General features: G+C 71.1%; 24 protein-coding genes and 2 pseudogenes. 13 read left to right on the plus strand and 13 right to left on the minus strand.

The window, feature by feature from the left end:
* The first annotated feature begins 32 nt into the window (after nucleotides 1-32).
* The 5 genes from iolC to FR742_RS28305 all read left to right on the plus strand — a co-directional run bounded on the left by iolC (nucleotide 33) and on the right by FR742_RS28305 (nucleotide 5722).
* Nucleotides 33-1025 carry a 5-dehydro-2-deoxygluconokinase gene (iolC, locus tag FR742_RS28285; RefSeq protein ID WP_261808788.1) on the plus strand — a complete coding sequence of 331 codons (993 nt, stop codon included), beginning with the start codon at nucleotides 33-35 and terminating at the stop codon, nucleotides 1023-1025.
* Nucleotides 1022-1927, plus strand: a complete 906-nt coding sequence (locus FR742_RS28290; RefSeq protein WP_372452508.1) for a deoxyribose-phosphate aldolase — start codon at nucleotides 1022-1024, stop codon at nucleotides 1925-1927. Before iolC ends, FR742_RS28290 begins: the two co-directional genes overlap by 4 nt.
* Entirely contained in the window at nucleotides 1924-2772 is an 849-nt protein-coding gene (gene iolB / locus FR742_RS28295; RefSeq protein ID WP_148033751.1) for a 5-deoxy-glucuronate isomerase, read from the plus strand. The genes FR742_RS28290 and iolB overlap by 4 nt, the downstream gene beginning before the upstream one ends.
* A complete protein-coding gene (gene iolD, locus FR742_RS28300) occupies nucleotides 2769-4652 on the plus strand; it encodes a 3D-(3,5/4)-trihydroxycyclohexane-1,2-dione acylhydrolase (decyclizing) (RefSeq protein ID WP_261808789.1) in 1884 nt (627 codons plus the stop codon). The genes iolB and iolD overlap by 4 nt, the downstream gene beginning before the upstream one ends.
* Nucleotides 4653-4720: 68 nt before the next feature.
* Nucleotides 4721-5722 carry an AI-2E family transporter gene (locus FR742_RS28305; RefSeq protein WP_148033752.1) on the plus strand — a complete coding sequence of 334 codons (1002 nt, stop codon included), beginning with the start codon at nucleotides 4721-4723 and terminating at the stop codon, nucleotides 5720-5722.
* A gap of 6 nt (nucleotides 5723-5728) precedes the next feature.
* Here the strand turns inward: FR742_RS28305 and FR742_RS28310 are convergent, their stop codons facing one another.
* Entirely contained in the window at nucleotides 5729-6784 is a 1056-nt protein-coding gene (locus tag FR742_RS28310; protein WP_148033753.1) for a VOC family protein, read from the minus strand.
* 79 nt (nucleotides 6785-6863) lie between these two features.
* On the opposite strand from FR742_RS28310, the gene FR742_RS28315 reads away from it, so the two are divergent.
* Complete coding sequence (locus tag FR742_RS28315; RefSeq protein ID WP_148033754.1) at nucleotides 6864-7442, plus strand: TetR family transcriptional regulator; 579 nt, start codon at nucleotides 6864-6866, stop codon at nucleotides 7440-7442.
* A 70-nt stretch (nucleotides 7443-7512) separates the two neighbouring features.
* Here FR742_RS28315 and FR742_RS28320 read toward each other — a convergent pair whose 3' ends face one another.
* Complete coding sequence (locus FR742_RS28320) at nucleotides 7513-8067, minus strand: DivIVA domain-containing protein (protein ID WP_261808790.1); 555 nt, start codon at nucleotides 8065-8067, stop codon at nucleotides 7513-7515.
* An 83-nt stretch (nucleotides 8068-8150) separates the two neighbouring features.
* Between FR742_RS28320 and FR742_RS28325 the strand changes: the two genes are divergently transcribed.
* Nucleotides 8151-9053, plus strand: coding sequence for an ATP-binding cassette domain-containing protein (locus FR742_RS28325; RefSeq protein ID WP_148033756.1), 903 nt, complete (start codon nucleotides 8151-8153; stop codon nucleotides 9051-9053).
* A complete protein-coding gene (locus FR742_RS28330; protein ID WP_148033757.1) occupies nucleotides 9050-9721 on the plus strand; it encodes a hypothetical protein in 672 nt (223 codons plus the stop codon). The genes FR742_RS28325 and FR742_RS28330 overlap by 4 nt, the downstream gene beginning before the upstream one ends.
* A gap of 1 nt (nucleotide 9722) precedes the next feature.
* Here the strand turns inward: FR742_RS28330 and rlmN are convergent, their stop codons facing one another.
* Nucleotides 9723-10823 carry a 23S rRNA (adenine(2503)-C(2))-methyltransferase RlmN gene (gene rlmN / locus FR742_RS28335; RefSeq protein ID WP_148033758.1) on the minus strand — a complete coding sequence of 367 codons (1101 nt, stop codon included), beginning with the start codon at nucleotides 10821-10823 and terminating at the stop codon, nucleotides 9723-9725.
* Between the two features lie 144 nt (nucleotides 10824-10967).
* Between rlmN and FR742_RS28340 the strand changes: the two genes are divergently transcribed.
* Nucleotides 10968-11981, plus strand: coding sequence for a suppressor of fused domain protein (locus FR742_RS28340; RefSeq protein ID WP_148033759.1), 1014 nt, complete (start codon nucleotides 10968-10970; stop codon nucleotides 11979-11981).
* On the opposite strand, the gene FR742_RS28345 is transcribed toward FR742_RS28340, so the two are convergent.
* From FR742_RS28345 to FR742_RS28370, 6 genes are all read right to left on the minus strand, one after another.
* Nucleotides 11978-12817 (minus strand): phosphatidate cytidylyltransferase, encoded by an 840-nt coding sequence (locus tag FR742_RS28345; RefSeq protein WP_148033760.1) that lies wholly within the window; start codon nucleotides 12815-12817, stop codon nucleotides 11978-11980. The two genes, FR742_RS28340 and FR742_RS28345, sit on opposite strands and share 4 nt — an antisense overlap.
* A 97-nt stretch (nucleotides 12818-12914) precedes the next feature.
* On the minus strand, nucleotides 12915-13472 hold the full coding sequence (gene frr, locus FR742_RS28350; protein ID WP_148033761.1) for a ribosome recycling factor: 558 nt from the start codon (nucleotides 13470-13472) through the stop codon (nucleotides 12915-12917).
* A 41-nt stretch (nucleotides 13473-13513) separates the two neighbouring features.
* Nucleotides 13514-14212, minus strand: a complete 699-nt coding sequence (gene pyrH / locus FR742_RS28355) for a UMP kinase (RefSeq protein WP_246640903.1) — start codon at nucleotides 14210-14212, stop codon at nucleotides 13514-13516.
* A 125-nt stretch (nucleotides 14213-14337) separates the two neighbouring features.
* Entirely contained in the window at nucleotides 14338-15171 is an 834-nt protein-coding gene (gene tsf, locus FR742_RS28360; RefSeq protein ID WP_148033763.1) for a translation elongation factor Ts, read from the minus strand.
* Nucleotides 15172-15458: 287 nt separating this feature from the next.
* Complete coding sequence (gene rpsB, locus FR742_RS28365; protein WP_148034878.1) at nucleotides 15459-16373, minus strand: 30S ribosomal protein S2; 915 nt, start codon at nucleotides 16371-16373, stop codon at nucleotides 15459-15461.
* Nucleotides 16374-16587: 214 nt separating this feature from the next.
* Nucleotides 16588-17220, minus strand: a complete 633-nt coding sequence (locus FR742_RS28370) for a helix-turn-helix domain-containing protein (RefSeq protein ID WP_148033764.1) — start codon at nucleotides 17218-17220, stop codon at nucleotides 16588-16590.
* Between the two features lie 103 nt (nucleotides 17221-17323).
* Between FR742_RS28370 and FR742_RS28375 the strand changes: the two genes are divergently transcribed.
* Complete coding sequence (locus FR742_RS28375) at nucleotides 17324-18640, plus strand: MFS transporter (protein WP_148033765.1); 1317 nt, start codon at nucleotides 17324-17326, stop codon at nucleotides 18638-18640.
* A gap of 481 nt (nucleotides 18641-19121) precedes the next feature.
* Nucleotides 19122-20159, plus strand: a complete 1038-nt coding sequence (locus tag FR742_RS46040; RefSeq protein ID WP_261808888.1) for a peptidoglycan DD-metalloendopeptidase family protein — start codon at nucleotides 19122-19124, stop codon at nucleotides 20157-20159.
* Between the two features lie 143 nt (nucleotides 20160-20302).
* On the opposite strand, the gene FR742_RS28385 is transcribed toward FR742_RS46040, so the two are convergent.
* On the minus strand, nucleotides 20303-20854 hold the full coding sequence (locus FR742_RS28385; protein ID WP_148033766.1) for a PadR family transcriptional regulator: 552 nt from the start codon (nucleotides 20852-20854) through the stop codon (nucleotides 20303-20305).
* A 90-nt stretch (nucleotides 20855-20944) separates the two neighbouring features.
* On the opposite strand from FR742_RS28385, the gene FR742_RS28390 reads away from it, so the two are divergent.
* Nucleotides 20945-22300 (plus strand): carotenoid oxygenase family protein, encoded by a 1356-nt coding sequence (locus tag FR742_RS28390; RefSeq protein WP_148033767.1) that lies wholly within the window; start codon nucleotides 20945-20947, stop codon nucleotides 22298-22300.
* A gap of 396 nt (nucleotides 22301-22696) precedes the next feature.
* On the opposite strand, the gene vph is transcribed toward FR742_RS28390, so the two are convergent.
* Together vph and FR742_RS28400 are read right to left on the minus strand one after the other, a co-directional pair.
* Nucleotides 22697-23557 carry a viomycin phosphotransferase gene (gene vph / locus FR742_RS28395; protein WP_148033768.1) on the minus strand — a complete coding sequence of 287 codons (861 nt, stop codon included), beginning with the start codon at nucleotides 23555-23557 and terminating at the stop codon, nucleotides 22697-22699.
* A gap of 51 nt (nucleotides 23558-23608) precedes the next feature.
* Nucleotides 23609-23794, minus strand: a pseudogene (locus tag FR742_RS28400) (IS630 family transposase); the annotation flags it as partial.
* Nucleotides 23795-24060: 266 nt separating this feature from the next.
* On the opposite strand from FR742_RS28400, the gene FR742_RS28405 reads away from it, so the two are divergent.
* Nucleotides 24061-24549 carry a lysozyme gene (locus tag FR742_RS28405; RefSeq protein WP_148033769.1) on the plus strand — a complete coding sequence of 163 codons (489 nt, stop codon included), beginning with the start codon at nucleotides 24061-24063 and terminating at the stop codon, nucleotides 24547-24549.
* On the opposite strand, the pseudogene FR742_RS28410 reads toward FR742_RS28405, so the two are convergent.
* Nucleotides 24501-25327 (minus strand): annotated as a pseudogene (locus FR742_RS28410) (IS5 family transposase). The gene FR742_RS28405 and the pseudogene FR742_RS28410 overlap by 49 nt on opposite strands.
* Nucleotides 25328-25401 lie beyond the last annotated feature (74 nt).

The following is a 25401-nucleotide window of genomic DNA, read 5'->3' on the forward strand; positions in this document are numbered from 1 at the left end:
TGTCTGCCGGAAGCTCCAGCTCTGGAGGTGCGTTGTTCGACCTGATCACGATGGGACGCTGCGGCGTCGACATCTATCCGCTGCAGACCGGCGTGAGCTTGGTTCACGTCGAGTCCTTCGGCAAGTTCCTCGGCGGCAGCCCGACGAACGTCGCGGTCGCCGCGGCGCGTCACGGCCTGCGCCCCGCCGTGGTGACCGCCGTGGGCGCCGACCCCTTCGGGGAGTGGGTACGGCAGGCGATCCGCGGATTCGGTGTCGACGACGTCTTCGTGGGGACGGTCGAGGGGCCGCCCACGCCGGTCACGTTCTGCGAGATCTTCCCGCCCGACCACTTCCCGATCTATTTCTACCGGGGCGAGCATCCGCCTGACCTGCGGATCACCCCCGAGTCGCTCGACCTGGACGCGATCCGCCGGACGCCGGTCTTCTGGTTCACCGGGACCGGGCTGAGCCAGGAGCCCAGCCGCTCGGCGCACGCCGCCGCGCTGGCGGCCCGGACGGCGCCGTCCGGATGGACCGTGTTCGACCTGGACTACCGCCCGATGCTGTGGGAGTCGCGCGAGGCGGCCGAGCGCGAATACCGGCGCGCGCTGCCGCACGCGAACGTGGCCGTGGGCAACCTCGACGAGGTCGAGATCGCCGTCGGCACCCGCGACCCGGAGGCGGCGGCGCAGGCGCTGCTCGACGCCGGGATGGAGGTGGCGATCGTGAAGATGGGCCCCGACGGGGTGCTGGCCCGCAGCGGGAAAGAGCACGTGGTGGCCGAGCCGGTCCAGGTCGAGGTGGTCAACGGACTGGGCGCGGGCGACGCCTTCGGCGGCGCGGTCTGCCTCGGGCTGGTGCGCGGCTGGTCGCTGGAGCGTACGGTGCGCTTCGCCAACGCGGCGGGCGCCCACGTGGCGGCGCGGCTGGCCTGCGCGGAGGCCATGCCGACCACCGGCGAGGTGCTGGCCCTGCTGGAGGGCCGGCCCGCGACCACCGCCGGAGAGGCCGCTCCCGGCCCGCGGAGCGAGGTGCGTCCTTGAGCGACGTCACGCTGCCCAGAACGACGCGGTACGAGGAGCTCACCCACATCCGCGCCACCAGGCCCGGGGCGATCGCGCAGGCCGCGGCCCGCCGTCAGCGGCGTGAGCTGCCGGGCGAGGGCGGGCGGCTGCTGATCGTCGCGGCCGACCACCCGGCGCGCGGCGCGCTGGCCGTGCGCGACCGGCCGCTGGCCATGGCCAGCCGGACCGACCTGCTCGACCGGCTGCGGGTGGCGCTGGCCCGGCCCGGCGTCGACGGCATCCTGGCCTCCCCCGACGTGCTGGAGGACCTGCTGCTGCTCGGCGCGCTGGAGGGCAAGCTGGCCTTCGGCTCGATGAACAGGGGCGGCCTGCAGGGCTCGGTGTTCGAGCTGGACGACCGGTTCACCGGCTACGACGCCGCCGCCATCGACGAGATGCGGCTCGACGGCGGCAAGATGCTGTGCCGCATCGACCCGTCCGACCCCGCCAGCGTCACCACCCTGGAGTCGTGCGCCCGCGCCGTCACCGATCTGGCCAGGAGGCGGCTCGTGGCGATGGTGGAGCCGTTCTGGACGACGCGCACCGAGACCGGGGCGGTCCGCAACGACCTGTCCCCCGACGCGGTGATCCGCGCCATCAGCGTGGCCCAGGCGCTCGGCGTCACCTCGGCCTACACCTGGCTGAAGATCCCGGCGGTGGCCGAGATGGAGCGGGTCATGGCCGCCACCACGCTGCCGGCGCTGCTGCTCGGCGGCGACCCGCCGGACGCGGCGGCCGCCTTCGCGGACTGGGGGCGCGCGTTGCGCCTGCCGGGCGTGCGGGGGCTCGTCGTCGGCCGCGCCCTGCTCTACCCTCCGGACGATGACGTCGCCACCGCCGTGGACGGCGCCGCCGCACTGGTTCGAGAGGCTGGATCATGACATTTCTTCCGTACGGCAAGGCCGCGAACGGGCCGTGGGCCGTGGAGATCACGCCGTCGCTGGCCGGTTGGGACTATTCGGGCCTGCGGGTGGTGGACCTGGCCGGGGCTCCCGTGTCGTTCGACACCGGCGAGGAGGAGATGATCGTCCTGCCGCTGTCGGGCTCCTGCACGGTGACGGTCGGGGCGGACGGCTCGCGGGTCTTCGAGCTGGCCGGGCGGCCTTCGGTGTTCGCCGGGCCCTCCGATTTCGCCTATATCCCGATTTCTGAGCATGTGACGCTGACCGGTACGGGCCGGATCGCATTGCCGTCCGCGCGTGCCACCCGCCGCCTGGAGCCGCGCCACGTGCCCGCCTCGGCGGTGCCGGTGGAGCTGCGCGGCGCCGGCCAGGCCAGCCGCCAGGTGAACAACTTCGCCGCGCCCGGCGTCCTCGCCTGCGACAAGCTCGTCGCCGTCGAGGTGCTCACCCCCGGCGGCAACTGGTCGTCCTACCCGCCGCACAAGCACGACACGGCGAACCCCGGCGAGGCCGTCCTGGAGGAGATCTACTACTTCGAGGTGGCCGATCAGGGGCTCGGCTACCAGCGCGTCTACTCCTCCGAGCGGGGTCAGATCGACACCCTGGCCGAGGTGGGCTCCGGCGACGTGGTGCTGGTGCCGTACGGCTACCACGGCCCGTCCATGGCCGCGCCCGGCTACGACCTCTACTACCTGAACGTACTGGCCGGCCCCGCTGGTGAGCGGTCCATGGCGTTCTGCGACGACCCCCGCCACGCCTGGATCCGCGCCACCTGGGACGGCCAGGACATCGACCCCCGGCTGCCCTTCGGGAGGACCTCGTGAAGCTGCCGGTGACATTGACGGTGAGATTGACGGTGGCCCAGGCGGTGGTGCGCTTCCTCGCCGCCCAGCACACCGAGCGCGACGGCGTCGAGCACCGGATGTTCGGCGGCGTCTTCGGCATCTTCGGCCACGGCAACGTGGCCGGCATCGGCCAGGCGCTGGCCACCTCCGGCCCCGGCCTGCCCTACTATCTGAGCCGCAACGAGCAGGCCATGGTGCACACCGCCGCCGCGTACGCGCGGGCCGCCAACCGGCTGTCGACGCTGGCCTGCACCACCTCGATCGGCCCCGGCGCGACCAACATGGTCACCGGCGCGGCCGCCGCGACCATCAACCGGCTGCCCGTGCTGCTGCTGCCCGGCGACATCTTCGCCACCCGGGTGGCGAGCCCGGTGCTGCAGGAGCTGGAGGACCCGCGCTCCTACGACGTCTCCGTCAACGACTGCTTCAAGCCGGTCTCCCGCTTCTGGGACCGGGTCAACCGGCCCGAGCAGCTCCCGGCGGCGCTGCTGGCGGCCATGCGGGTGCTCGCCGACCCGGCCGAGACGGGCGCGGTGACGCTGTCGCTGCCGCAGGACGTGCAGGCCGAGGCCGCCGACTGGCCGGAGGAGCTGTTCGCCCGGCGCGTCTGGCACATCCCCAGGCCGCGCCCCGAACGGTCCGCGCTGGCCAGGGCCGCCGAGCTGGTCAAGGCCGCGTCCCGGCCGCTGATCGTGGCCGGCGGCGGCGTGATCTACAGCGAGGCCACCGGCGAGCTGCGGGCCTTCGCCGAGACGTTCGGCGTCCCGGTCGCCGAGACCCAGGCGGGCAAGGGCGCGCTGCCGCACGGCCACCCGATGGCGATGGGCGCGATCGGCGCGACCGGCACCACGGCCGCCAACGCGCTGGCCCGCGAGGCCGACCTGATCATCGGCGTCGGCACCCGCTACAGCGACTTCACCACGGCCTCCCACTCGCTGTTCGCGCCGGAGGCCCGGTTCGTCAACCTGAACATCACCGGCTTCGACGCCGCCAAGATGTCCGGGCTGCAGCTCGTCGCCGACGCCCGCGAAGGACTCGCGGACCTGGCGGCGGCGTGCTCGGGCTGGGCCACCGGCGAGGACTACCGGTCCCGCGCCGCCGGCCTGTCGCGGGCCTGGGACTCCGCCGTCGACGCGGCGTACGCGCTCGACGGCGACCCGCTGCCGCAGCCCGCCGTCATCGGCGCGGTGAACGCGGCGGCGGGCGACGACGGCGTGGTCATCTGCGCGGCCGGGTCCATGCCCGGCGACCTGCACAAGCTCTGGCGGCCCAGCGGGCCGGGAAGCTACCACGTCGAGTACGGCTACTCGTGCATGGGCTACGAGATCGCCGGCGGGCTCGGGGTCAAGCTGGCCGCCCCGGAGCGCGAGGTCTTCGTCATGGTCGGCGACGGCTCGTACCTGATGATGGCCCAGGAGCTGGTCACGGCCGTCGCGGAGGGCGTCAAGCTGACCGTGGTGCTGGTCGACAACTCCGGCTTCGCCTCCATCGGCCGCCTCTCGGAGAGCGTCGGCGCCGAACGGCTCGGCACCGCGTACCGCTACCGGGGCGAGGGCCGCTACGACGGCGGGCCGCTCCCGGTCGACCTCGCGGCGAACGCGGCCAGCCTGGGCGCGACCGTGCTGCGCCCAAGCTCCCTGGCCGAGCTGCGCAAGGCGCTCGACACGGCCCGCGCGTCCCGCGGCGTGACCGTCGTGTACGTGCGCGCCGACCCGGCGATCGACAGCCCGTCGTCCGAGGCCTGGTGGGACGTCCCGGTCGCGGAGGTCTCCAGCACCGGCACGGGCCGCGAGGCCAGGACCGCGTACGAGACCGCGAAGCGCGACCAGCACCGCCGGCTGACCCCGCCAGCGGGCTGACCAGCAGGGTTGCCGCAGCCGCCCCGAGGGAAGGCCACTGTCCGGGCCTGATCTCGGGGGAGGCGACGATGGACCCTTGGCGCGCACTGGGCTGGGTGGGCATCGCCGCCGTGGTGCTCTACTGCCTGACCCACGTGGGCACGGTGGTCCTGTCGATCATCGTGGGACTGTTCATCGCCGCGCTGCTGGCGCCGCCCGCGCGCTGGCTGATGCGGCGCGGCCTGGGCAGGTCGCTCGCCACCGTGATCACGTTCATGGGCGGCCTGCTGCTGGCCGGAGGGCTGTTCGCGCTGCTGGTGCCGACCACCATCAGCGGCCTGGCCGAGCTGCGCGCCAGCGTGGGCACGGTCCTGGAGCAGTTGCACGCGCTGGCCGCCAACTTCGGCCTGGACTTCGGGGACCTCGTCGCCCAGGGCCGGCAGTGGGTGGAGCAGCGCCAGCAGCAGATCACCACCGGCGCGGTGGCCGGGGTGCGCACCGCTACCGAGATCATCGTGGGGGCCGTGCTGGCGGTCATCCTGGGCATCTACTTCGTGCACGGCGGCGACCGGCTCTTCCACTGGCTGACCGGCCTGTTCCCAGCCGGGGCCAGGCAGCGGCTGCGCGAGGCCGGGCCGGTGGCGTTCGGCGTCATCGGCCGCTACATCCGCGGGGTCGCCATCGTGGGGGCGGTGGACGCGTTCTTCATCGGGGGCGCGCTGTGGATACTCGGGGTGCCGATCGCGGTGCCGCTGGCGGTGCTGACCTGGGTGGGCGCGTTCCTGCCGATCGTCGGCGCGTTCACGGCCGGTCTGCTGGCGGCGGTGGTGGCGTTCGTGGCCAAGGGCTGGCTGATCGCGCTCATCGTGGTCGGAGTCACCGTGCTCGTGCAGCAGATCGAGGGGCACGTGCTGGCGCCCCAGATCTACGGCAAGGCTCTGGACCTGCCGGGGGCGGTGATCCTCATCGCGATCGCGGTCGGCAGCCTGCTCTTCGGCATCGCCGGCGCCTTCCTGGCCTCACCGGTGGCCTCGGTGATCGTGGCCCTCCTGAACCGGGAGGACTTCAGCGAGGGCCGAGCCCGGGTCTGACCGTCCTCAGTCTTCTTGACGGAAGACGACCGCGACGCCCAGCGCGGCGTCGGCGGGCACGAACACCTCCCCAGGCCCGCTCCTGACCACGGGAACGCCGTTGCCACGCAGAAGCCTTTCGGCGGCGTCGAGGTCGCGCACGGACACCGCGTAGGCGACGAACCCGGGCAGCCCGGCCGGCCGCTCACCCGGCAGCAGCCCATCCAGCGCCGACGCCCCCACAACCGTCACACCCGCCCGACGGAACCGCACCACCAGGCCACCCACCGCTCGGCCGAGGTCATCACGCGCCCCACCGAGGTCACCCACCACTGGCCCGAGGTCGCCGCGCGTCCCGCCGTGGGCACCCGCCGTTTGCCTGAAGTCCTCCCAGGGCTGGCCGAAGTAGGTGCTGTAGCGGTGTGTCAGGTCGGGGAGGGCGTGGTCGTCGACGCACAGGACGCATCCGATCAGCCCGGTCGCGCCGTTGGGGTGGGTGGGATGCCGGTCGGGAACGGCGACCGGCGCGTTCTGGGCGAAGCCGATGCGCCCCTCCGGCACGCGGCCCGGCAGGCCGGGGGCGGAGATCTCGACGTAGCGCGCGGGCTCCATCGTGATCCCCGTGGGGGTCTCGACGGGACGCTGGACGGCGTGGACGCCGCCGTGCCCGACTCCGGCGGCGGTCAACCGCGCCGCGAGGCCGTCGATGTCAGAGGTGTCCGCGATCACGATGTGGACGCCCTGGAACCGGTCGAGGAAGGTCACGACGTTAGCGGCGGTGGCGCGGACGGCGGCCGCCAGTCCCGCCAGCTTGTCGTCGGGCACCCGCAGCGGGATCGGCCGGGCCGCTCCCGGCATCCGGCCGGCGTCGACGAGGGCCACGAGCTCGACGAAGTCACCGGGGAAGTACACGTGCGCGTTGGCCACGCCGACCGGCTCGGCCGCACCGCCGGACAGACCCTGGAGGACGGGGTAGGCGGGCGTCCCCACGGCGAAACCGAGCTGCCGGTATCTCTCCGTCGCCTCACCCAGGTCCCGCACGATGTGGCCGACGTGGTGCAGGCCGTTGATGTCATCACCCATGGCGTCTCCCGGACGAATATGAAAGTAATCTCTCAGTTGAGAGTAAACCATCATTTGCACGTACGGTAAGATTTTTCGCATGGCTGACGGCGGGCTGCGCGAGCGCAAGAAGGCGAAGACCCGGGAGGCGATCCTGCGGGAGGCGTTCCGGCTCTTCCGCGAGCGCGGCTACCACGCCACCACCGTCGAGCAGATCGCCGAGGCGGCCGAGATCTCCCCCGCCACCTTCTTCCGCTACTTCCCGTCGAAGGAGGACCTGGTCACGCTCGACCGGTTCCCGCCGCTCGTCGAGGCGCTGGCGGTCCAGCCGCCCGGCCAGCCGGTCCCCGTGCTGCGCGGCGCGTTCCGCGCGGCGTTCGCCGCCCTGTCCGAAGAGGAGATCGCCGCCGGTCACGCCCGGGAGGTGTTCGCGGCCACCGTGCCCGAACTGGTGGTGGCCAACCTGCGCAGGAGCCCGGGGCTGATCCGCGAGGTCTGCGCGGCCGTGGCCGACCGGGCCGGCCGCGCCGCCGACGACCCCGGGGTCCGCAACGCCGTCGGCGCCGTCTTCGGGGTGGTGGCGATGGTGTGGACGCAGTGGGCGCACACCCCCGCCATGGACGGTCCCGCGGAGATCGACAGGGCCCTGGAGCACCTGGAGTCCGGGCTACGCCTGTAAAGGCCGGCGACACTGCACCATCCGCCCGAGCCGGGCGTCCGTGCACGCCGGCGGGTGCGTACCGCCGGGGTCAGGCGCGCTGTTCCAGCACGTCGGCGATGCCCGCCAGGAACGCGTCGACGTCGGCGATCAGGTAGCCGGGCCGCAGCACGACGGTGCCGAACTTCACCTCGCGCACCTCCTTGGCCGTCACCGGATACTGGGTGGTGCCGCGCAGCGTGGCCACGATCCGGTCGAGGAAGGCGTCGACCTCGTCCTCGTGATAGCCGGTGGCCATGCGGGCCGACCGGAACATCACCTTCTCCACGCGGGCCGCCTGGCTCTCGAACCACTCCTCGCGCAGCAGCTCGCCCGTGGGTTCGGCGAGGGCCAGCCGCACCGGCCGCTGGGTCATGGTCTCCAGCGCCACCACGAACGCCTCCAGCGCGAAGTCGACCGCCGTCTCCTGATAGCCGCGGCGCCGGGAGCGGAAGGTGGCCGCGCGGACCTCGTCGGCGGTCACGGGCTCGGCGTCGAGTGAGCCTCTGCCCAGCGTGGCCTCGATCCGCTCGATCAGAGCGTCGACCTCGGCGGGGTCATAGCCTGAACGCATACCCATGACGCGCGGAAAGCGGTTCAAGCCCACTCCTTCTGGGTCCTGACGGGGGGTCGCCCTCTGGGGTCCTTTTATCCCGGCCCTGCGGGCCGGTGTCTATGGTAAAGACCACCATGCGCCTGACCGACGTGTCTTTCCGCTATCGAAGACGTGATCCATCCGTCATCCGTGAGGCCGCCGCCGAGCTGTCCCCCGGCGACGTGGTCGAGCTCACCGGGGCCAACGGCGCGGGCAAGTCCACGCTGCTGCGCCTGCTCGCCGGGCTGCTCAGGCCCACCGGCGGCGCCATCACCGGCCGCCCGGCCGCCGTCGGGCTGGCCCCCGACCGGTTCCCCGGCGAGCAGCCGTTCACCGTGTCCGGCTACCTCGACCACATGGCGCGCGTGTGCGGCGGGCGGTGGCGTCCGTGGGCGGAGCGGCTGAACATGGAGCAGTTGCTGGGCGTGCGGCTGCGCGAGCTGTCCAAGGGCAGCGCGCACAAGGTCGGTCTGGCACAGGCGCTGATGGCGGAGCCGGGGCTGCTGCTCCTCGACGAACCGTTCGCCGGGCTGGACTCCGGCACCCGCGACGAACTCCCGCCCATCGTGGCCGAACTGTCGGCGCGCGGCGCCATCGTCGTGACCGCCGACCACCAGGGCGGCCTGCGCGACCTCCCGTCCCTGCGCCACTGGACGATCACGGACGGACGCCTCGTGGAGACGACCCCGGCACGCACCCCCGTACTCGCGGGAAAGCTCGCCGGAACCACCCCTCAAGGACCCGCTGAAGACGCCGTCGAGGGCATCGCCGGAGAACCCGCGGTCACGCCCGACACGACCGCGACGACTGTCGGTAGTCCCGCCGGTGAGGCCGGCGGAAGGGCCGTAGGAGGTTCTGCTGATGGCGGAGTGGGTGTGGACAGAGGTGGGGTCGCTGTGGAGGTGACCGTGCCGGTCGGGGATCTGGGGGCCTTTCTGGAGCGGATGCGCGGTGAGGGATACCCTGCCCGCCCGGTGAGCGGGGAGGAGTCCCGGTGATCGCTCTGAGCGCGTTCCGGCTGGCCGCCTACGTCCGGTCGCACCGGGTCCATCAGGCGCTGCTGGCGTTGCTGGCCGCGCTGGCCGTCGTCTACGCCACCCGGGCGCCCGCGGGCCACGAGGCGGCCGTCCTGGCGGACTCGGCCGTGCTGATCGTCCCGCTCCTGGCCTGGGCCGCCCGGAGCCTGCTCGACACCGAGCCGGACCGGCAGCGGGAGATGTCCGCGGCCCTGGCGGGCGGCCGCGGCCGGGAGCTGGCGGCCGGGCTGCTGGCCGCGCTGACCGCGTGCGCCGCGTTCGCCGCCCTGGCCCTGTTCTGGGGGGTGCTGCTCGGGATGAGCGCCACGCCCCCGGGGCCGGTGCTGGCCGCCGGGATCGTGCTGCACGCGCTGAGCGCGCTGGCGGGCCTCACGCTCGGGGCGCTCACCAGCCGCGCCCTGCTGCCGTCGCCGGCGTTGTCGATCATGGCGCTGGTGTCCGGGTTCGTCGCGATGCTGCTCATCAGCGCGTCGCCGCTGCACTGGCTCACGGTCCCGCTCACGGTGTGGATGCGCGCCGCGAGCGCCGAACGGCTGGTCGCCCAGCTCCCCGAGCTGGCCGCCATCTCGCTGGTCTGGTGTCTGCTCGGCCTGGCGGCGTACGCGTGGCTCCGCCGTACCAGGCCGTAGATCACTCGGCGGCGGCGAGCTGGCCGCAGGCGCCGTCGATCTCGCGCCCGCGGGTGTCGCGGACCGTCACCGGCACGCCGTGGAGCTCCAGCCGCCTGACGAACGCGCGCTCGTCCTCCGGCCGGGACGCTGTCCACTTCGAGCCGGGGGTCGGGTTGAGCGGGATCAGGTTGACGTGCACGAGTTTGTTCTTGACCAGCTTGCCGAGCAGGTCGGCCCGCCACTCCTGGTCGTTGATGTCCTTGATCAGCGCGTACTCGATGGACACCCGCCGCTTGGTCTTCGCCGCGTACGCCCAGGCGGCGTCGAGCACCTCGGCCACCTTCCACCGGGTGTTGATCGGCACCAGCGTGTCGCGCAGCTCGTCGTCGGGGGCGTGCAGCGACAGCGCGAGCGTGACCGGCAGGCCCTCGTCGGCGAGCTTGCCGATCGCGGGTACCAGCCCGACCGTGGAGACGGTGACGCCGCGGGCGGAGATGCCCAGCCCGTGGGGGGCGGGCTCGACCAGGCGGCGGACCGCCTGGATCACCTGCTTGTAGTTGGCCAGCGGCTCGCCCATGCCCATGAACACCACGTTGTTCACCCGGCCGGGGCCGCCGGGCACCTCGCCCGCCGCGAGGGCGCGGGCGCCCGCGACCACCTGCTCGACGATCTCGGCGGTGGACATGTTGCGGGTCAGCCCGGCCTGGCCGGTGGCGCAGAACGGGCAGTTCATGCCGCAGCCGGCCTGCGACGACACGCACATCGTCACGCGGTCGGGGTAGCGCATCAGCACCGACTCGACCAGCGCGCCGTCGAACAGCCGCCACAGCGTCTTGCGGGTCGTGCCGCGGTCGGTGGTCTGCTCGCGCACCGAGGTGAGCAGCGGCGGCAGCAGCTCCGACAGCTTGTCTCGGGAGGCCGCGGGCAGGTCGGTCATCGCCTGCACGTCGGCGGTCAGCCGCTCGAAGTAGTGGCGGGAGAGCTGGTCGGCGCGGAACGCCTTCTCCCCCAGCTCGGTGACGGCCGCGCGGCGGTCGGCCATGGACAGGTCCGCGAGGTGGCGAGCCGGCTTGGCCCTGCGCGGGGCGACGAAGGTGAGCTGGCCTGGCTGCTGGGACACGATCCTGCCTCTGCTTGTCACGGGGATTGCCGACCAGGGTAGTGAACGCTTGCCCGGCGGGGCGAATTCCATGGCCGTCACCCGGCGCTCCCGATCGGGGTAAGGCTCGCACGAGAGCGACTCGCGGATCTACAGTTTCCCCGTATGGCGATTTTCCGGTCTGCGTCGGGCGAGGGGCACACCGAGGTCGTCCTCACCGCCGGCAACCCGTACGGGAGCCGGACGCTCGTGGTCGAGCGCGACGAGGACGCCTCGGTCGCCTACCTGTGCTCTCCTGACGGCACCGTGCACGGCGCCTGCTGGCTGGCCAACCATCGGGCCGCCCCCGACGTGGTCGACCTGGCGCGGATCAACGCGGGCCTGCCGCCGCTGATGCCGCGGGCCAACACCCTCCACCCCGGGGGGCGCCGGCCGCTGGGCCAGCTCACCCCGCTCTGGTTCGAGGAGGGTGACGGGGTGGCCCTGTACGAGGAGGACGATCTGCTGGCGGTCATCCCGGGCTGGGCCGACATGCATCGGGGCATGCCCGGTTACGCCCGGGACGCGGTGGGCGAGTCGCCGTTCGCGTGGGCGCTGTCGGAGGCGCTCGAAGGGCTGAGCCCGCGCATCGCCAATGCCGGGTCCTACTGGCGCTGGCGTTACTCCGAGGGGTCGTGGCCGTCGTTCCAGCAGTTCGTGATGGGCCATCTGGACCGGGTGCTGGGCCCGTCCGGCCGCTACTGGGACGCCGCCGGTGACCGGTTGCCGACCGTCGGCATCACCGAGCGCCCGGCTCACGGCGACCGGGTGTTCAGCGTGCTGTCGACGGTGGGGATGAGCTGCCAGCGGATGCCGACGGTGGAGCAGTGGATCGACCAGCCCGGCGCGTACGCCAGGATCGAGCTGGCGGTGGCCACCCGCGCGAACCCGCGCGACGCGGCGCTGCTGCTGGTGTGGCTGGCGCAGTATCCGTGGCACTCGGTGACCTGGCTCGGCCACGGCCACACCGCCAAGTGGTATCACGAGCCGGACACGTTCCCGCTGGGGCCGCAGTACTCCGGGGTGCTCATGCAGGCCGACCCCCCTGACATGCCGGATATGTCGGGGTTTGCGTTTGGCGGGGAGGCCGTACGGTGGCTCTGGCTCACCCCGATCACCGCCGAGGCCCTGACCGGCTAGACGAAGAGCGAGAGCAGCAGCCAGACCGGCACCAGCGTGGCCACCAGCGAGTCGAGCCGGTCCATCAGCCCGCCGTGGCCGGGCAGGATCGAGCCCAGGTCCTTGATGCCGAGATCCCGCTTGATCATCGACTCGATCAGGTCGCCCATGGTGGCCAGCGCCGCGGCCAGCGCGCCGAGCAGCGCGCCCTGCCACCACTCGCCGCCGAGCAGCCACGTCACCAGCCACGCGCCCACGACCGTGCAGGCCAGGACCGAACCGGCGAAGCCCTCCCAGGTCTTCTTCGGGCTGATCACCGACATCGGATGCCTGCCGAACAGCACCCCCGCGGCGTAACCGCCGGTGTCGCTGGCCACCGTGACCGCGATGAAGACCACCACCCGGTGGCTGCCGTCGTCAGGCGCCAGGAGCAGCGCCACGAACCCCGCCAGCAACGCCGGGTAGAACAGGATGAACACCGACGCCGTCGCGTCGCGCACGTAGCCGTCGGTGCCGTCGGCGAACATCCGCCACACCAGCAGCACCAGCGCGAACACCACGAACGTGCCGAGCAGCCACACCCCGCCGCCCCAGTAGGCGGCTGCCTGCATCGCGGCCAGCCCGGCCAGGACCGGCGCGGCCGGCACCCGGATGCCGCGGGTGGCGAACGCCCGCACCAGCTCCACCACGCCGACGCCGACCGCCGCGGTGACCACTACCAGGAAGAGCTCTTTGACGGTGTAGAGGGAGATCAGGACCAGGGCGGCGAGTCCGAGGCCGACACCGATCGCGGCGGGGAGATTGCGGCCGGTGCGGCTGCCGCCGCTCGGGCTGGGGCCGGCCGTGCGTTCTTCCAAGACTTCTCCATAGGCCACGGCCCTCGCCGTCAGGCGAGGGCCGTAGATGCGCTACCTGCGGCGGTCCGCTGACCGCGGTCCGCCGGCAGCGGGCCGCTCAGACTTCGAGCAGCTCGGCTTCCTTGTGCTTCAGCAGCTCGTCAACCTTGGCGACGTGCTTCTGGGTGAGGTCGTCGAGCTCCTTCTCGGCCCGCCTGACCTCGTCCTCGCCCGCGTCGCCATCCTTCATCATCTTGTCGAGCGTCTCCTTGGCGGAGCGCCGGATGTTGCGGATGGACACCTTGGCGTGCTCGCCCTTGTTCCTGGCGACCTTGATGTATTCCTTGCGACGCTCCTCCGACAGCTCGGGGAAGGTCACGCGGATCACCTGGCCGTCGTCGGTCGGGTTGACGCCGAGGTCGGAGTCGCGGATGGCCCTCTCGATCGCGGCCATCGAGCTCTTGTCGTACGGCTGGATGAGCACCATGCGAGCCTCGGGCACATGGAACGACGCCAGCTGCTGGATCGGCGTCGGCGTGCCGTAGTACTCGGCGGTGATCTTGTTGAACATCGAGGGGGTGATCCGGCCCGTCCGGATGGTCGCGAAGTCCTCCTTCGCGACCGAGACGGCCTTGTCCATCTTGTCCTCGGCTTCGAGGAGGGTTTCGTCGATCACAGCGGCTCCCTGTCTTCTAGCTGGCGGTGTCGGGCTCACACCTATTTGCCTGCGGGACTCACCAGCGTGCCGATCTTCTCACCGCGGACCGCTCGCAGGATGTTGCCCTCGCCCATCAGGTCGAAGACCACGATCGGCAGGTCGTTGTCCTTGCACAGGCTGATCGCGGTGGCGTCCATGACCGCGAGGTCACGGAGAAGCACCTCTCCGTAGTCCAGTTGGTCGAACCGCACCGCGTCGGGATTCTTCCGCGGATCGGAGTCGTAGATGCCGTCGACCTGGGTGCCCTTGAGCAACGCCTCCGCCCCGATCTCCAGAGCCCGCTGGGAGGCGGCGGTGTCGGTGGAGAAGTAGGGCGAGCCGAGCCCCGCGCCGAAGATGACCACGCGCCCCTTCTCCAGGTGGCGGATGGCGCGGCGCGGCAGGAACGGCTCGGCGACCTGCTGCATGGTGATCGCGGTCTGCACCCGCGTCTCGACACCGCGCCTCTCCAGGAAGTCCTGCAGGGCCAGGCAGTTGATGACGGTGCCCAGCATGCCCATGTAGTCGGCCCTGGCGCGGTCGATGCCGCCCTCGGACAGGGTGGCGCCGCGGAACATGTTGCCCCCGCCGACCACGATCGCCACCTGGACGCCCTCGCGCACCGCCTCGGTGATCGAGTCGGCCAGGTGGTCGACGACCACGGGGTCGATCCCCAGGGGCTCGCCGCCGGCGAACGCCTCACCGGACAGCTTCAGCATCACCCGCTTCCAGCGGAGCTGGCTTCGGGGCGGAGCAGCCGCCGTCGTGGCTGGCTCCTGATTGTCCTGCACGGCGGCGGCCTCCCTCTCTCGGCGGTTCTTCGGACTGGACGACTCGCTCCAGCCTATGCCTGGCCGACCTTGAAGCGGACGAAGGCCTGGACCTGAACGCCGTTCTCCTCGGCGTACTTGCCCACGGACTTCTTGTTGTCCTTGACGAAGGCCTGCTCCAGCAGCGTGAAGTCCTTGTACCAGCCCTTGACGCGACCGTCGACGATCTTGCCGATGGCGGCCTCGGGCTTGCCCTCCTCGCGGGTCATCTCCTCGAAGAGCTTGCGCTCCTTGTCGACGACGTCGGCGGGGACGGAGTCGGGCTTGAGGTACTGCGGGGCCATGGCGGCGGCGTGCTGCGCGATGTCCTTGGCCACCTCGGCGTTCGGCTTGTCGAGCTGGACGAGCACGCCGACGGCCGGCGGCAGCGCCGGGTCGGTCTTGTGCATGTAGGCGCCGACGTAGCCGCCCTCGATCACGGCGAAGCGGCGGACCTCGATCTTCTCGCCGAGCGTGGCGTTGGCGGCGTCGAGGTGCTCCTTGACGGTCTGGCCGTCGAAGGAGGACTCCAGCAGCGACGCCACGTCGGCCGGCCTGGTGGCCAGGACGTGCGCCACCACCTGGGCCGCGAGCTCCTGGAAGCGGTCGCCCTTGGCCACGAAGTCGGTCTCGCAGTTGAGCTCCAGCAGCGCCGCGACGGAGTCGCCGTCCTGCTTGAGCGCGACCAGGCCGTTGGAGGCGGTGCGCGCCTCGCGCTTGCCGACGTCCTTGGCGCCCTTGAGGCGGAGCAGCTCGATGGCGCGGTCGAAGTCGCCCTCGGCCTCCTCCAGAGCCTTCTTGCAGTCCATCATGCCGGCGGCGGTGATCTCGCGAAGCCGCTTGACGTCGGCCATGTTCACGGAAGCCATTGCTTTTCCTTGTGAGATGTCGGTGGATGTCGTCGTGCGTCGAGCGGGCGCCGCCGCTCGGCTGTCGTCACGGCACCGCGTGCCGCGCAGAAGCCGGTACGCGTCCCGTGCCCGTCATTTCGGACCCGGAACGTCCTGCTCGCCTGCCCCCTGACCAGCCCCGGCACCGGTCCGTCCGCGAACCCCCCGGGCCGATCAGCCCGAGAGGGACCGTCCGCCGCTCACCGGCCGTGCCCGGGAAACGGGCACGGCCGGCGGCGGGTGGATCCGGGTGCGGCGCGGGCAGGTCAGGCCTGCTGCTCGCCCTCGGGCTTGGCCTCGGCCTCGACGGCCGGCGCCTCGGCCTCGACGGCCGGAGCCTCCTCAGCGGGAGCGGCCGGAGCGGCCGCCTCGGCGGTCTCCTGCGGCTGGGCCTCGCCCTGCTCGCCACCACCCTGCTCGATGAGCTCGCGCTCCCACTCGGCCAGCGGCTCGGCGGCGGCCGGCTTCTCGTCACCGCGGGAGGCGCCCGAGCGGGCCATGAGCCCGGCGGCCACGCCGTCGGCGACCACGCGGGTCAGCAGGCCGACGGCGCGGATGGCGTCGTCGTTGCCCGGGATCGGGTAGTCGACCTCGTCGGGGTCGCAGTTGGTGTCGAGGATCGCGACCACGGGGATGCCGAGCTTCTTGGCCTCGCTGATCGCGATGTGCTCCTTCTTGGTGTCGACGACCCACACCGCGCTGGGCACGCGGCCCATGTCGCGGATGCCGCCGAGCGTGCGCTCCAGCTTGTCCTTCTCACGCCGGCGCATGAGGAGCTCCTTCTTGGTGAGCCCCGAGGCGGCGACGTTGTCGAAGTCGAGCTCCTCGAGCTCCTTCAGGCGCTGCAGCCTCTTGTGCACGGTGGAGAAGTTGGTGAGCATGCCACCGAGCCAGCGCTGGTTGACATACGGCATGCCGACCCGGGCGGCCTGCTCGGCGATGGCCTCCTGGGCCTGCTTCTTCGTGCCGATGAACAGGATCGTGCCGCCGTGGGCGACGGTCTCCTTGACGAAGTCGAAGGCGCGGTCGATGTAGGACAGCGACTTCTGCAGGTCGATGATGTAGATGCCGTTGCGCTCGGTGAAGATGAAGCGCTTCATCTTCGGGTTCCAGCGGCGGGTCTGGTGTCCGAAGTGAACGCCGCTCTCAAGCAGCTGTCGCATGGTGACGACGGGGGCCATGAGCTGGTCCTCCAGGTTGGGCGCCCTGCCGGGGCCGGGCGCGTTCTCGGTTGTGTCGCGGTGACCGGTCGGCACCGCCCTGATGCCCCGAACCGCTCCAGCCGGGTAGAACCCGGACCGATGGCGCGATCCTTGGCGAGGCATGCGAAGTCGGCCTGGGTCCCAGGCCACCGAAAAGTCTACCTCCCGCGCCGCACCCGCCTGACCGATCAGGTCAACGCGGCCCGTCCGGACCCGGCGCCGCCCTGTCGTGGTCTTCGGTGGGCAGGCCAGGAACCGGCCTGCTGGAGCGTACGAACAGGTTGATCTGGGCCTCGGCGATCCGCGCGCCTTCCGGCGCGTCCTCCTGGCTCCGGATGCTCGCCACGTACGGCTCCAGCAGTTTGCCGATCTCCCCGGCCAGGCGCGCCATCTCCGAGGCGTCGAGCCTGAGCGTCGTCCGGGAGAAGAGGGTGGCGTCGCGCCACTCCTCGGGCTCCTGCTCGACGGCGCTCAGCGCCCGCTCCACCTCGTCGTGGGCGTCGCGGCGGAGCGCGCGGATCAGGACGTTCTTGGCCTCGCGGACGTCCGGCCGGTCTTCGGGCACTACGCCGACCTGCAGGGCCGTGCCGATCGACCGCCACAGGCGCTCCCGGCCGTCGCCGCGCGGCGGCGCGTCCTCGACGAAGCCGTACTTGGCCAGCATCCGCAGGTGGTAGCTGGCGGCGCTGGGCGTGATGCCGGCGCTCTCGGCCACCTCGGTCGCGGTGGCGCTGCCCTCGATGCGGAGCCGGCTCAGGATCGCCAGCCTGGCCGGATGAGCCAGGGCCCGCATCGCCTTCGGGTCGCTGAGCCCTTCCGTGTCCATGCGCCCAAGGTACCGCGATCAGATCTGAAGGATTGCCTTCAGAACTCTGAAGGATTACTTTCATAGTCCTGAAGGGTTTCTTTCGCATCTTGGAGTTCGACGCATGAACCCGTCCGTACCGCTGCGCCGGCAGCGCGACTACCGGCTGCTCTGGTCGGCGCGCACCATCTCGATCACCGGCTCGGAGGTCTCCAAGCTCGCCGTGCCGCTGACCGCGATCACCCTGCTGGCCGCCTCGCCCTTCCAGATGGGCGTGCTGACGGCCGCCGCATCGGTGCCCGCTCTGCTGTTCGGCCTGCACTCGGGCGCGATCGCCGACCGCCTGCGCCGCCACCGGCCGCTGATGATCGGTTGTGAGCTGGTGTCCTGCGCCGCCGCCCTCACCGTGCCGCTGGCGTGGTTCCTCGGGGTGCTCACGATCCCGTGGCTGATCGCCGTCGCCCTCGTGATCGGCACGGCGGCGGTGCTCTTCAGGTCCGCCAACTTCCCGTACGTGGCCGCCCTCGTCCCTCCTGACCAGAGGACCGCCGCGATGGCCGGGTTCAACGCCTCCTACTCGGTGGCGTCCGTGGCCGGGCCCGGACTGGCGGGCGTGCTGGTGCAGGTGCTGACCGCGCCGCTGGCCGTGCTGGTCGAAGGCATCTCCTTCCTGGTGTCGGCGCTGCTCCTGCGGACGATCAGGACGCCCGAGAACCGGCGGCCCGCCCCCTCGCGCGGCCTGTGGCGTGACGTGGTCGCGGGCCTGCGGGTGAGCGTGACCCAGCCCGTGCTCCGCGCCCTGCTGGGGGCCGGGGTGACGATCAACTTCTTCGCGATGGCGTACGTGGCCGTGTCGATGCTCTACATGCTGCACACCCTCGGAATCCCGAAGGGCCTGATCGGCCTGCTCACCGCGCTCGGCGGCGTCGGGGGTCTCCTGGGCGCCTGGGCGGCCACCCGCCTGGCCGAACGGTACGGCGAGAACAAGGTGCTGCTGGGGTCGGTGCTGTTCTTCCCTCTGGAGATCCTGGCCGTCGGCCTGCTGGACGGGCCGCTGTGGTGGAAGGTCACCGTGCTCGCCCTGACCGGGACGGCGACGGGCGGCATCGTGGTGGCGTTCGCCTCGTGCATGAGCGGGATCATCCTGCGCGACACGGCCGAGGAACTGCGCGGCCGGGTCAACGCGACCATGACCTTCGCCGTCCAGGGCGTGATGGCGCTGGGCGGGCTCGCGGGCGGGGCCCTGGCCGAGGTGCTCGGCCTGCGTCCGGTGATCCTGGTGTGCGCGGTCGGGATCGCGACCGCCATCCTCTGGATCTGGGCCTCTCCCCTCCGCTCCCCGTCCTCGCGCCCCCCGTCCGACCGGCAGCCCGACTCCGTGCCGTTGAACTCCTCAACGCACCAGGAACGCCAGGTCACCAAGCGCCAGCCCTTGGTCTAGAGGCCTGCCGCCCGTCCATGAGGTTCGTCAGAGGAGGGGCCGTGCCGGGCGAGACATATCAAGGACGAACCGTCATGAGCGAGAGAGGGGGTCAAGGACGACCGTCCTAGGCGAGACAGGGCGTCAAAGACGACCGTCCTAGGCGAGACAGGACGTTAAAGACGACCGTCCTAGGCGTACAGGAGGTCAAGGAAGGACCGTCTTAGGCGAGACAGGAGGTTCATCAAGGACGGGCCGTTCTGAGGCAAGACAGTACTCCCCTCCACGTACGGCGCCCCTCCTCGTCCACAGCCCTCCACCGTCCGCCCGCCCTTGTCCACAGAACCGCGTTCGCCCCAGGACCGCCGCCCCGCTGAGCCGCACACTCACGTGCATGCCTCCCCGCATCGCCCTGGCCATCCCCCTCCTGGTTGTCGCCCTTTCCGCCGCCGCACCCCTTGTCTCGGCGAACGCCGACCCACACGTACCCGCCGCAGCGTCCATGCCCCGCGGCGCCCGCCCTCCCCTCCCCGCGCCCATCCGCGCCGGGACCCTCCTCGCACCACCGCCCGCGGCGACCCGTACCGCGCGTCCCCTCACCGAACCATCCGCAACCCACCGCAGCGGGATCCCGTTCCGCACACCATCCGCGGCCCGTGGCACCGGGTCGCTGTTCGCCGCACCTGCTGGCAACGCCTGGCGATGGCCCCTGGACGGCACTCCCGAGATCCTGCGCCGTTTCTCCCCGCCGCCGGCCCGTTGGCTGGCCGGTCACAGAGGCGTCGACCTCGCTGCACCACCTGCCGCCCCGGTCCTCGCCGCGGGTGCAGGCTCGGTCGGCTTCGCGGGCTCAGTGGCGGGCCGAGGCGTCGTCACCGTCAACCACGCGGGCGGCCTGCGCACTACGTACCTCCCGGTGACCCCGGCAGTCCGCCCGGGCGACCCGGTGTCAGCAGGCGATCTCCTGGGCACCCTCGCCCCGGCCCCGCCGCACTGCGCGGAGTCCTGCCTCCACTGGGGGCTCCGCGACGGCCTGACGTACCTCGATCCCCTCCTCCTGCTGACCGGTACCCGCATCCGCCTCCTGCCCTATTGGGAGTCCGAGCCCGCCACCGCGATCCCGGCCCAAATCCCACCACCAGTCACCGCGGCCTCGGCCCAAATGCCGCCACCCGCCACCGCGGCCTCGGCCCGACTGCCACCACCCGCCACCGCGACCTCGGCACAACTCCCGCCACAGGTCACCGCGATCTCAGCCCAGGTGCCGACACCGGCCGCCACCTCGTCAGCTCTGCCCACCGGGTCCCCGAACCGGCTCCCGGCCTTCCTCCCCCGATCCGCCGCCACCCCGCCACCAGGCCCCCTCGCCCTGACGGCCCTCGCCGCCCTCCTCCTGCTCGGCCTCGTCCTCCGCCTGCTCCGTACGAGAGCCCGCAGGCGCCGATCACGGGGGAAGCACGCAGTCCGCCCTCCGGCCACCAGAGGCCAGCACAGAAAAGGGCCGGATCGCCCAGCCCCGGCAGCGAAGGGCGACACCTGAGCGAACAAGCGATGACCATGGCAGCCCTCACCCAACAGCCACCATCACCCGGGACCCACACGTGATCGCAGACAGACAGACCCCACAGGCCACCAACAGGCCCTGGCCATCTTCATCACCGACCGGATGATCGCCGGCGAGAGTCACCCCGAGGCTTTCATGCCCCCGCGGTCAACCTTGTCGAGCTCGCCGAGAGCCCAGACGGCCCAGTCCCGGGAGGCCTCGTACTGGCGCAGGCCATAGCCGGCGGCAAGCCAGCCGAGCTCCAGACGCCCCTCCGGGGAGATCGGCGTCTCGCCGGACACGATCTCCCTGAGCGGGGCGAGCTCCTCCTCACACCGCGCGGCCACCTCATGAAGGATCTTCCGGGCATCGCCGGGATCGAGCGCGGACAGCAGGAAGAGCCTGAGCACCCCCTCGTTGCGCACCGTGCTGCCCTCCCACGGTTGGCGCAGCCACGCACGCAGCTCCTCGAGCCCAGCGGCGGTGAGGGTGTGGACGCGGCGGCCCCGCGCGCCTTCCTCGGCACGCTCGACCAGGCCTTCGTCGACGAGACGGGCCAGCTCTGGATAGATCCGGTTGTGACCGGCCTGCCAGGCGTACCGGCCGAGGTCGCCCTCGAACGCCTTCGCCAGTTCGTACCCGCTCGCCGGCTGCTCCGCCAGCAGGCCGAGCAGTGCGTATCGCAGCGCCATACCGCCGACCTTATCACTCCAATTGGACATGTCAGTATTGACATGTCCAATTGGATATGTGAAGACTGGTCAGCATCGAGAGGAGCCGACATGCCACAGACACCCGCCCACATGACCGGCCACCTGGCCCCGGTCCCCGACGAGATCGACGCCGCCGACCTGCCCGTGACCGGCATGCTGCCGCCCGAGCTCAACGGCCGCTACATCCGCAACGGCCCCAACCCGCTACCGGGGGAGCCGTCCGACCACTGGTTCCTCGGACACGGCATGCTGCACGGCGTACGGCTGCGCGACGGCCGCGCCGAGTGGTACCGCAACCGGTGGGTCCGCACGGCGTATCTCGCCGGCCGGCCGGAGCTCAGGCCGGACGGCACACCCGACCTGTCCATCTCGGCCGCGAACACGCACGTCATCGGCCACGCGGGCCGCATCCTCGCGCTGGAGGAGGGCGGCCTGCCGTACGAGGTCACGCCGGAACTCGACACGGTCGGCGCGCACGACTTCGGAGGGCGGCTCACCACCGCCATGACCGCGCACCCGAAGCAGGACCCAGCGACGGGCGAACTGCACTTCTTCGGGTACGGCATGGTCCCGCCCTACCTGACGTACCATCGGCTCGACGCGTCAGGTGAGCTCGTGCACAGTCGTGAGATCACCGTCCCCGGGGGCACGATGATGCACGACTTCGCCATCACCGAGCACCATGTGGTCTGGCTCGACCTTCCGCTCACCTTCCGGCCGGAACTGGTCGGCAAGACCATGCCCTACCAGTGGGACGACGGATACGGCGCCCGCCTCGGCGTCATGCGCCACGACCGGCCCGACGCCCCGGTGCGCTGGTTCGACGTCGATCCCTGCTACGTCTTCCACGTCGGCGACGCTCACGAGGACGCGTCGGGCCGCATCGCCCTCAACGCCGTCCGCTACGCCCGCGCCGACTTCACCGCCCTGTGGAACACCCCCGACATCACGGACGACCCGGCGGGGCCCGCCGCCGCTGCCGCCGCCTCCTCCGCCTCGGCCCTGCTGCACCGCTGGACGCTCGACCCGGTGACCGGCGTGGCCAAGGAGGAGACGCTCGACGACCGCTCGGTGGAGTTCCCGACACTCGACGACGAACGGGTCGGCCGGGGCGCGCGTTACCTGTACGCCGTCGCCGGCCCCGAGATCGTCAAGTACGACCTGTCGGGCGGCGAGGTCACCGCCCACGCCCTGCCCAAGTGGACGAGCACCGGCGAGGCGGTCTTCGTGCCCGCGACCTCCGGGCCCCGCCGTGAGGACGACGGCTGGCTGATCACCATCACCACCACCCTCGACGGGAGCGCGTCCCGCCTCCTCGTGCTCGACGCCTCCGACGTCGCCGCAGGACCGGTGGCGACCGTCCACCTGCCACGCGGCGTGCCGACGGGCTTCCACGGCACCTGGTTCCCGGACGAGCCGTCCTAGGACCCCACGTCCAAGCCCGCCACGAGGTGTGCGATCGGCCCGAGGCCCTCGGGCCGATCGCAGACATCCTCCCGTCCCGGACGGACCGGGATCCCACGGACGCCCGCGATGGCTCCCCTTTCACAACCGGCCGCCCGTGAAGGTTCCCGCCTCACAACCGGCCGCCCGTGAAGGTTCCCGCCTCACAACCGGCCGCCCGTGAAGGCCCCCCTTCACAACCGGCCGCCCGTGAAGGCTCCCCCTTCACAGCTAGTGCTGTGACCGGAAACGATCACCGAGTTATTGCAGGCATGAGCTCCTTTGCAGAGGCTCGTCCGCGTCTTCGGGGATCGGGTGCTGTCCGTCAACACCAGTGAGGGGAGTAGACGACGATCACGGTGGCGCCGGGGGACGGATTCAGCGGTAGCCGATCAGGCCGTCCGCCAGTTGTTCTTCGTCGCCGTCCCGGTGCGCGGATAGAGCCTGCTGCAGGGCGAAGGTTGTGCGAATGATGGCGATGCGGGTGGCCATCGTGCTGTCCGTCCAGCCGCCCAGCGTCAGTACCCGATTCAAGAAATGCGTGCCGTAGCCGGCCTCAACGGCCGCAAGGTCCTCCGCGGGATCACCGATCGTGACCTCATCCCAATCGATCACCCCGCTGAGCACGGGCAATCCGTCATGGCACTCCCATAGGACGTTCTCGGCACCGAGATCACCGTGGACCACCGCATCGGTGATGTGGGGAAGGCCGTCGAGCGCCGCGAGCTCTCGCTCGGCTCGTCGACGCCCGCCATCGGACATGAGCCCGAACAGTTCGGCGCGGACGTCGGCTGCGAACTGCCGCCATCGATCTTGTGGTGCCGGCAGGGCCGCTCGCACGTTCTCCTCAGTGCCGATCCTGGCCAACTCGGTAAGCAGCGTGACGTACTGCGCCGCCGCGGCCTCGGCCACCGGGGGGTCTTTGAGTGCTTCGACCTCCAGCGGGGCTCCGGGAACGCGGCTGAGGACCAGGAACTGCGGCTGGTCTGTGCCCTGAGTGTTGCTCTCCGGCAGTGGCCGAGGCGTGCGGAAGCCGAGATCGAATCCGGCAAGCAGGCGCAAGACAGCGGCCCTGCGCGGCAGCCGGGTGGCCGCAGCCTCGGTGCGAGGCAGGCACACGACACGGTCCGCGCCGATCACTACCTGGTGGAATTGTCCTTGGCGGACGGTGAGATCCTCCGGTTTCACCGCCGGCAGTAGTCGGCTCAGCAGCGCGTGATTCGTCTGCAGGATCTGCATGAGGTGCGAACGGTCCTTTCCTTCAGCGTGGCGAGAGTACCGGGCGGGTGGTCACGCGGCGGATGCCAGCGTTCGGCCACCCCCGCGGATGCCTTTCTCGCCGCGGATACGGGCGCGTTCGCGTCGTTGCGCGGCCAGCACGTCGGGATGACGAGCGTGAGCGTTGCGCCAGCGCAGGTAGGCGTGCAGTGCGCGGGTCCGCACGGTGTGGTTGGGATGGTCGCAGTTGGCCAGGGTTGGTTCTGAGCGCTGGTTCAGTGTCTTGGTTGTCGCCACCGAACCAGCACACCACCGAACCGTGCGTTGTCGTGCCGCGTTTCAACGGCGGCCCGCTTAGAGGTCCTAACGGAATGAGTCTTGACCGGCTGTACATCCATACTTCGATGCCGATCGAGATGTCTGGAGCCTAGGTTCCGTTCCGAAGCCGTTGCCGGTTTGCGCCGGGTCGGGGTCAGTGAGTGTGTCCCGTCCGGCCGTGAGACGCGTTGAGCTGGAGGCCGTAGATGTCCGATGAGATTCCGACCACTGATGATCGTGAACCGGCGCTGGTCGTGTCGTCGATGATCGACCACGTACTCGACCTGGCAGCGACGTGGACAACGTGGGACGGTCACCCGGTGCGCGCCGGTGATCGGATCTACACCCCGCACAAGGCAATCCGCCGAGTCGCCGATCACCTCATCGATCATCTCGCCGAGGTGGACGCACGGCTGGCTGGCAACCCCACGATTCCTGATCGCTGGCATGCGTCAGCGAGCACAACTCCTGGCGATCTGGCGCCCTTCACTGACCAGGACCTGGACGAGGCCAAGAGCCGGCTCACCCGGCTCAGCCAGATCTGGACCAACCGATTGACCGCGCTCACCCTAGACCAGCTCGACCGATCGCCCGGCGCGGGCTGGACATTCCGACAGATAGCGTTCCACCTGGCAGGCTCGGCGTACTACGCCGACGCCGTGGGGGACCTATCGGCGGTTGGATCCGATCGCTGACTTGTTATCAGTCTGCTCGTGAGCCGTCGCCAGCAGATGATCGCAGCGGCGAGGGTCATGAAGGCTTCGTGGATGTCGTCGCGGATCTCCCAGCGGATGCGCAGGCGGCGGAACCAGTGCAGCAGGGCGATCGTCTGCTCGATTACCCAACGATGTGCACCCAGGCCAGAGCCGTGCCCGGTACCCCGGCGGGCGATGACCGGCTTGACGCCTGTGGCCCACCACATCCGGCGGTACTTGTCATGGTCGTAGCCCCGGTCGGCGTACAACGCCTTCGGGCGTTGACGTGACCGGCCGCGCCGGCCACGTACCGGCGGGATCGACCGGAGCAGCGGCATGACCTGGGTGACGTCGTTGCGGTTGCCGCCGGTCAGGCTGAGGGCGAGCGGGATGCCGTTGCCGTCGGCGATGACGTGGTGCTTGGAGCCCGGCTTGGCACGGTCGACCGGGCTCGGACCCGTTTCGGGCCACCCTTCAGCGCCCGGATGTGGGAGCTGTCGATCACCGCTTTGGACCAGTCCAGCTTGCCCACGGTATGCAGTTCAGCCAGCAGGAGTTCGTGCAGCTTCTGCCACACCCCGGCCTGATGCCAGTACCCGCAGTCTCCGCCAGCAGGTCATCCCCGAACCGAAGCCCAGCTCTTGAGGCAGGAACTCCCAGGGATACCGGTGTAGAGCACGAACAAGCTGCCCGACAGGACCCTCCGGTCATCCAGGCGCTTGCGGCACCTGCCGCGCAGAGGTCCGCTTCCTCCCCCACATGAAGACGGCGTTTTCAAGAGAACTGATGAGATCTCCGGTAGGCGGTCGGTCAAGACGAACCACCCGCCGAGGACTTCCCATCGGCAAACAC

Origin of the sequence: Nonomuraea sp. C10 (assembly GCF_008017515.1) — a bacterium.
GTDB classification, from domain to species: Bacteria; Actinomycetota; Actinomycetes; order Streptosporangiales; family Streptosporangiaceae; genus Nonomuraea; species Nonomuraea ferruginea.

Bases quoted from the DNA above. Each gene is read 5' to 3' on its own strand.
- iolB (WP_148033751.1), top strand. From the start codon at position 1,924: ATGACATTTCTTCCGTACGGCAAGGCCGCGAACGGGCCGTGGGCCGTG.
- FR742_RS28305 (WP_148033752.1), top strand. From the start codon at position 4,721: ATGGACCCTTGGCGCGCACTGGGCTGGGTGGGCATCGCCGCCGTGGTG.
- FR742_RS28310 (WP_148033753.1), bottom strand. From the start codon at position 6,784: ATGGGTGATGACATCAACGGCCTGCACCACGTCGGCCACATCGTGCGG.
- FR742_RS28315 (WP_148033754.1), top strand. From the start codon at position 6,864: ATGGCTGACGGCGGGCTGCGCGAGCGCAAGAAGGCGAAGACCCGGGAG.
- FR742_RS28325 (WP_148033756.1), top strand. From the start codon at position 8,151: ATGCGCCTGACCGACGTGTCTTTCCGCTATCGAAGACGTGATCCATCC.
- FR742_RS28340 (WP_148033759.1), top strand. From the start codon at position 10,968: ATGGCGATTTTCCGGTCTGCGTCGGGCGAGGGGCACACCGAGGTCGTC.
- pyrH (WP_246640903.1), bottom strand. From the start codon at position 14,212: ATGCTGAAGCTGTCCGGTGAGGCGTTCGCCGGCGGCGAGCCCCTGGGG.
- tsf (WP_148033763.1), bottom strand. From the start codon at position 15,171: ATGGCTTCCGTGAACATGGCCGACGTCAAGCGGCTTCGCGAGATCACC.
- rpsB (WP_148034878.1), bottom strand. From the start codon at position 16,373: ATGGCCCCCGTCGTCACCATGCGACAGCTGCTTGAGAGCGGCGTTCAC.
- FR742_RS28370 (WP_148033764.1), bottom strand. From the start codon at position 17,220: ATGGACACGGAAGGGCTCAGCGACCCGAAGGCGATGCGGGCCCTGGCT.
- FR742_RS28375 (WP_148033765.1), top strand. From the start codon at position 17,324: ATGAACCCGTCCGTACCGCTGCGCCGGCAGCGCGACTACCGGCTGCTC.
- FR742_RS46040 (WP_261808888.1), top strand. From the start codon at position 19,122: ATGCCCCGCGGCGCCCGCCCTCCCCTCCCCGCGCCCATCCGCGCCGGG.
- FR742_RS28385 (WP_148033766.1), bottom strand. From the start codon at position 20,854: ATGGCGCTGCGATACGCACTGCTCGGCCTGCTGGCGGAGCAGCCGGCG.
- FR742_RS28390 (WP_148033767.1), top strand. From the start codon at position 20,945: ATGCCACAGACACCCGCCCACATGACCGGCCACCTGGCCCCGGTCCCC.
- vph (WP_148033768.1), bottom strand. From the start codon at position 23,557: ATGCAGATCCTGCAGACGAATCACGCGCTGCTGAGCCGACTACTGCCG.
- FR742_RS28405 (WP_148033769.1), top strand. From the start codon at position 24,061: ATGTCCGATGAGATTCCGACCACTGATGATCGTGAACCGGCGCTGGTC.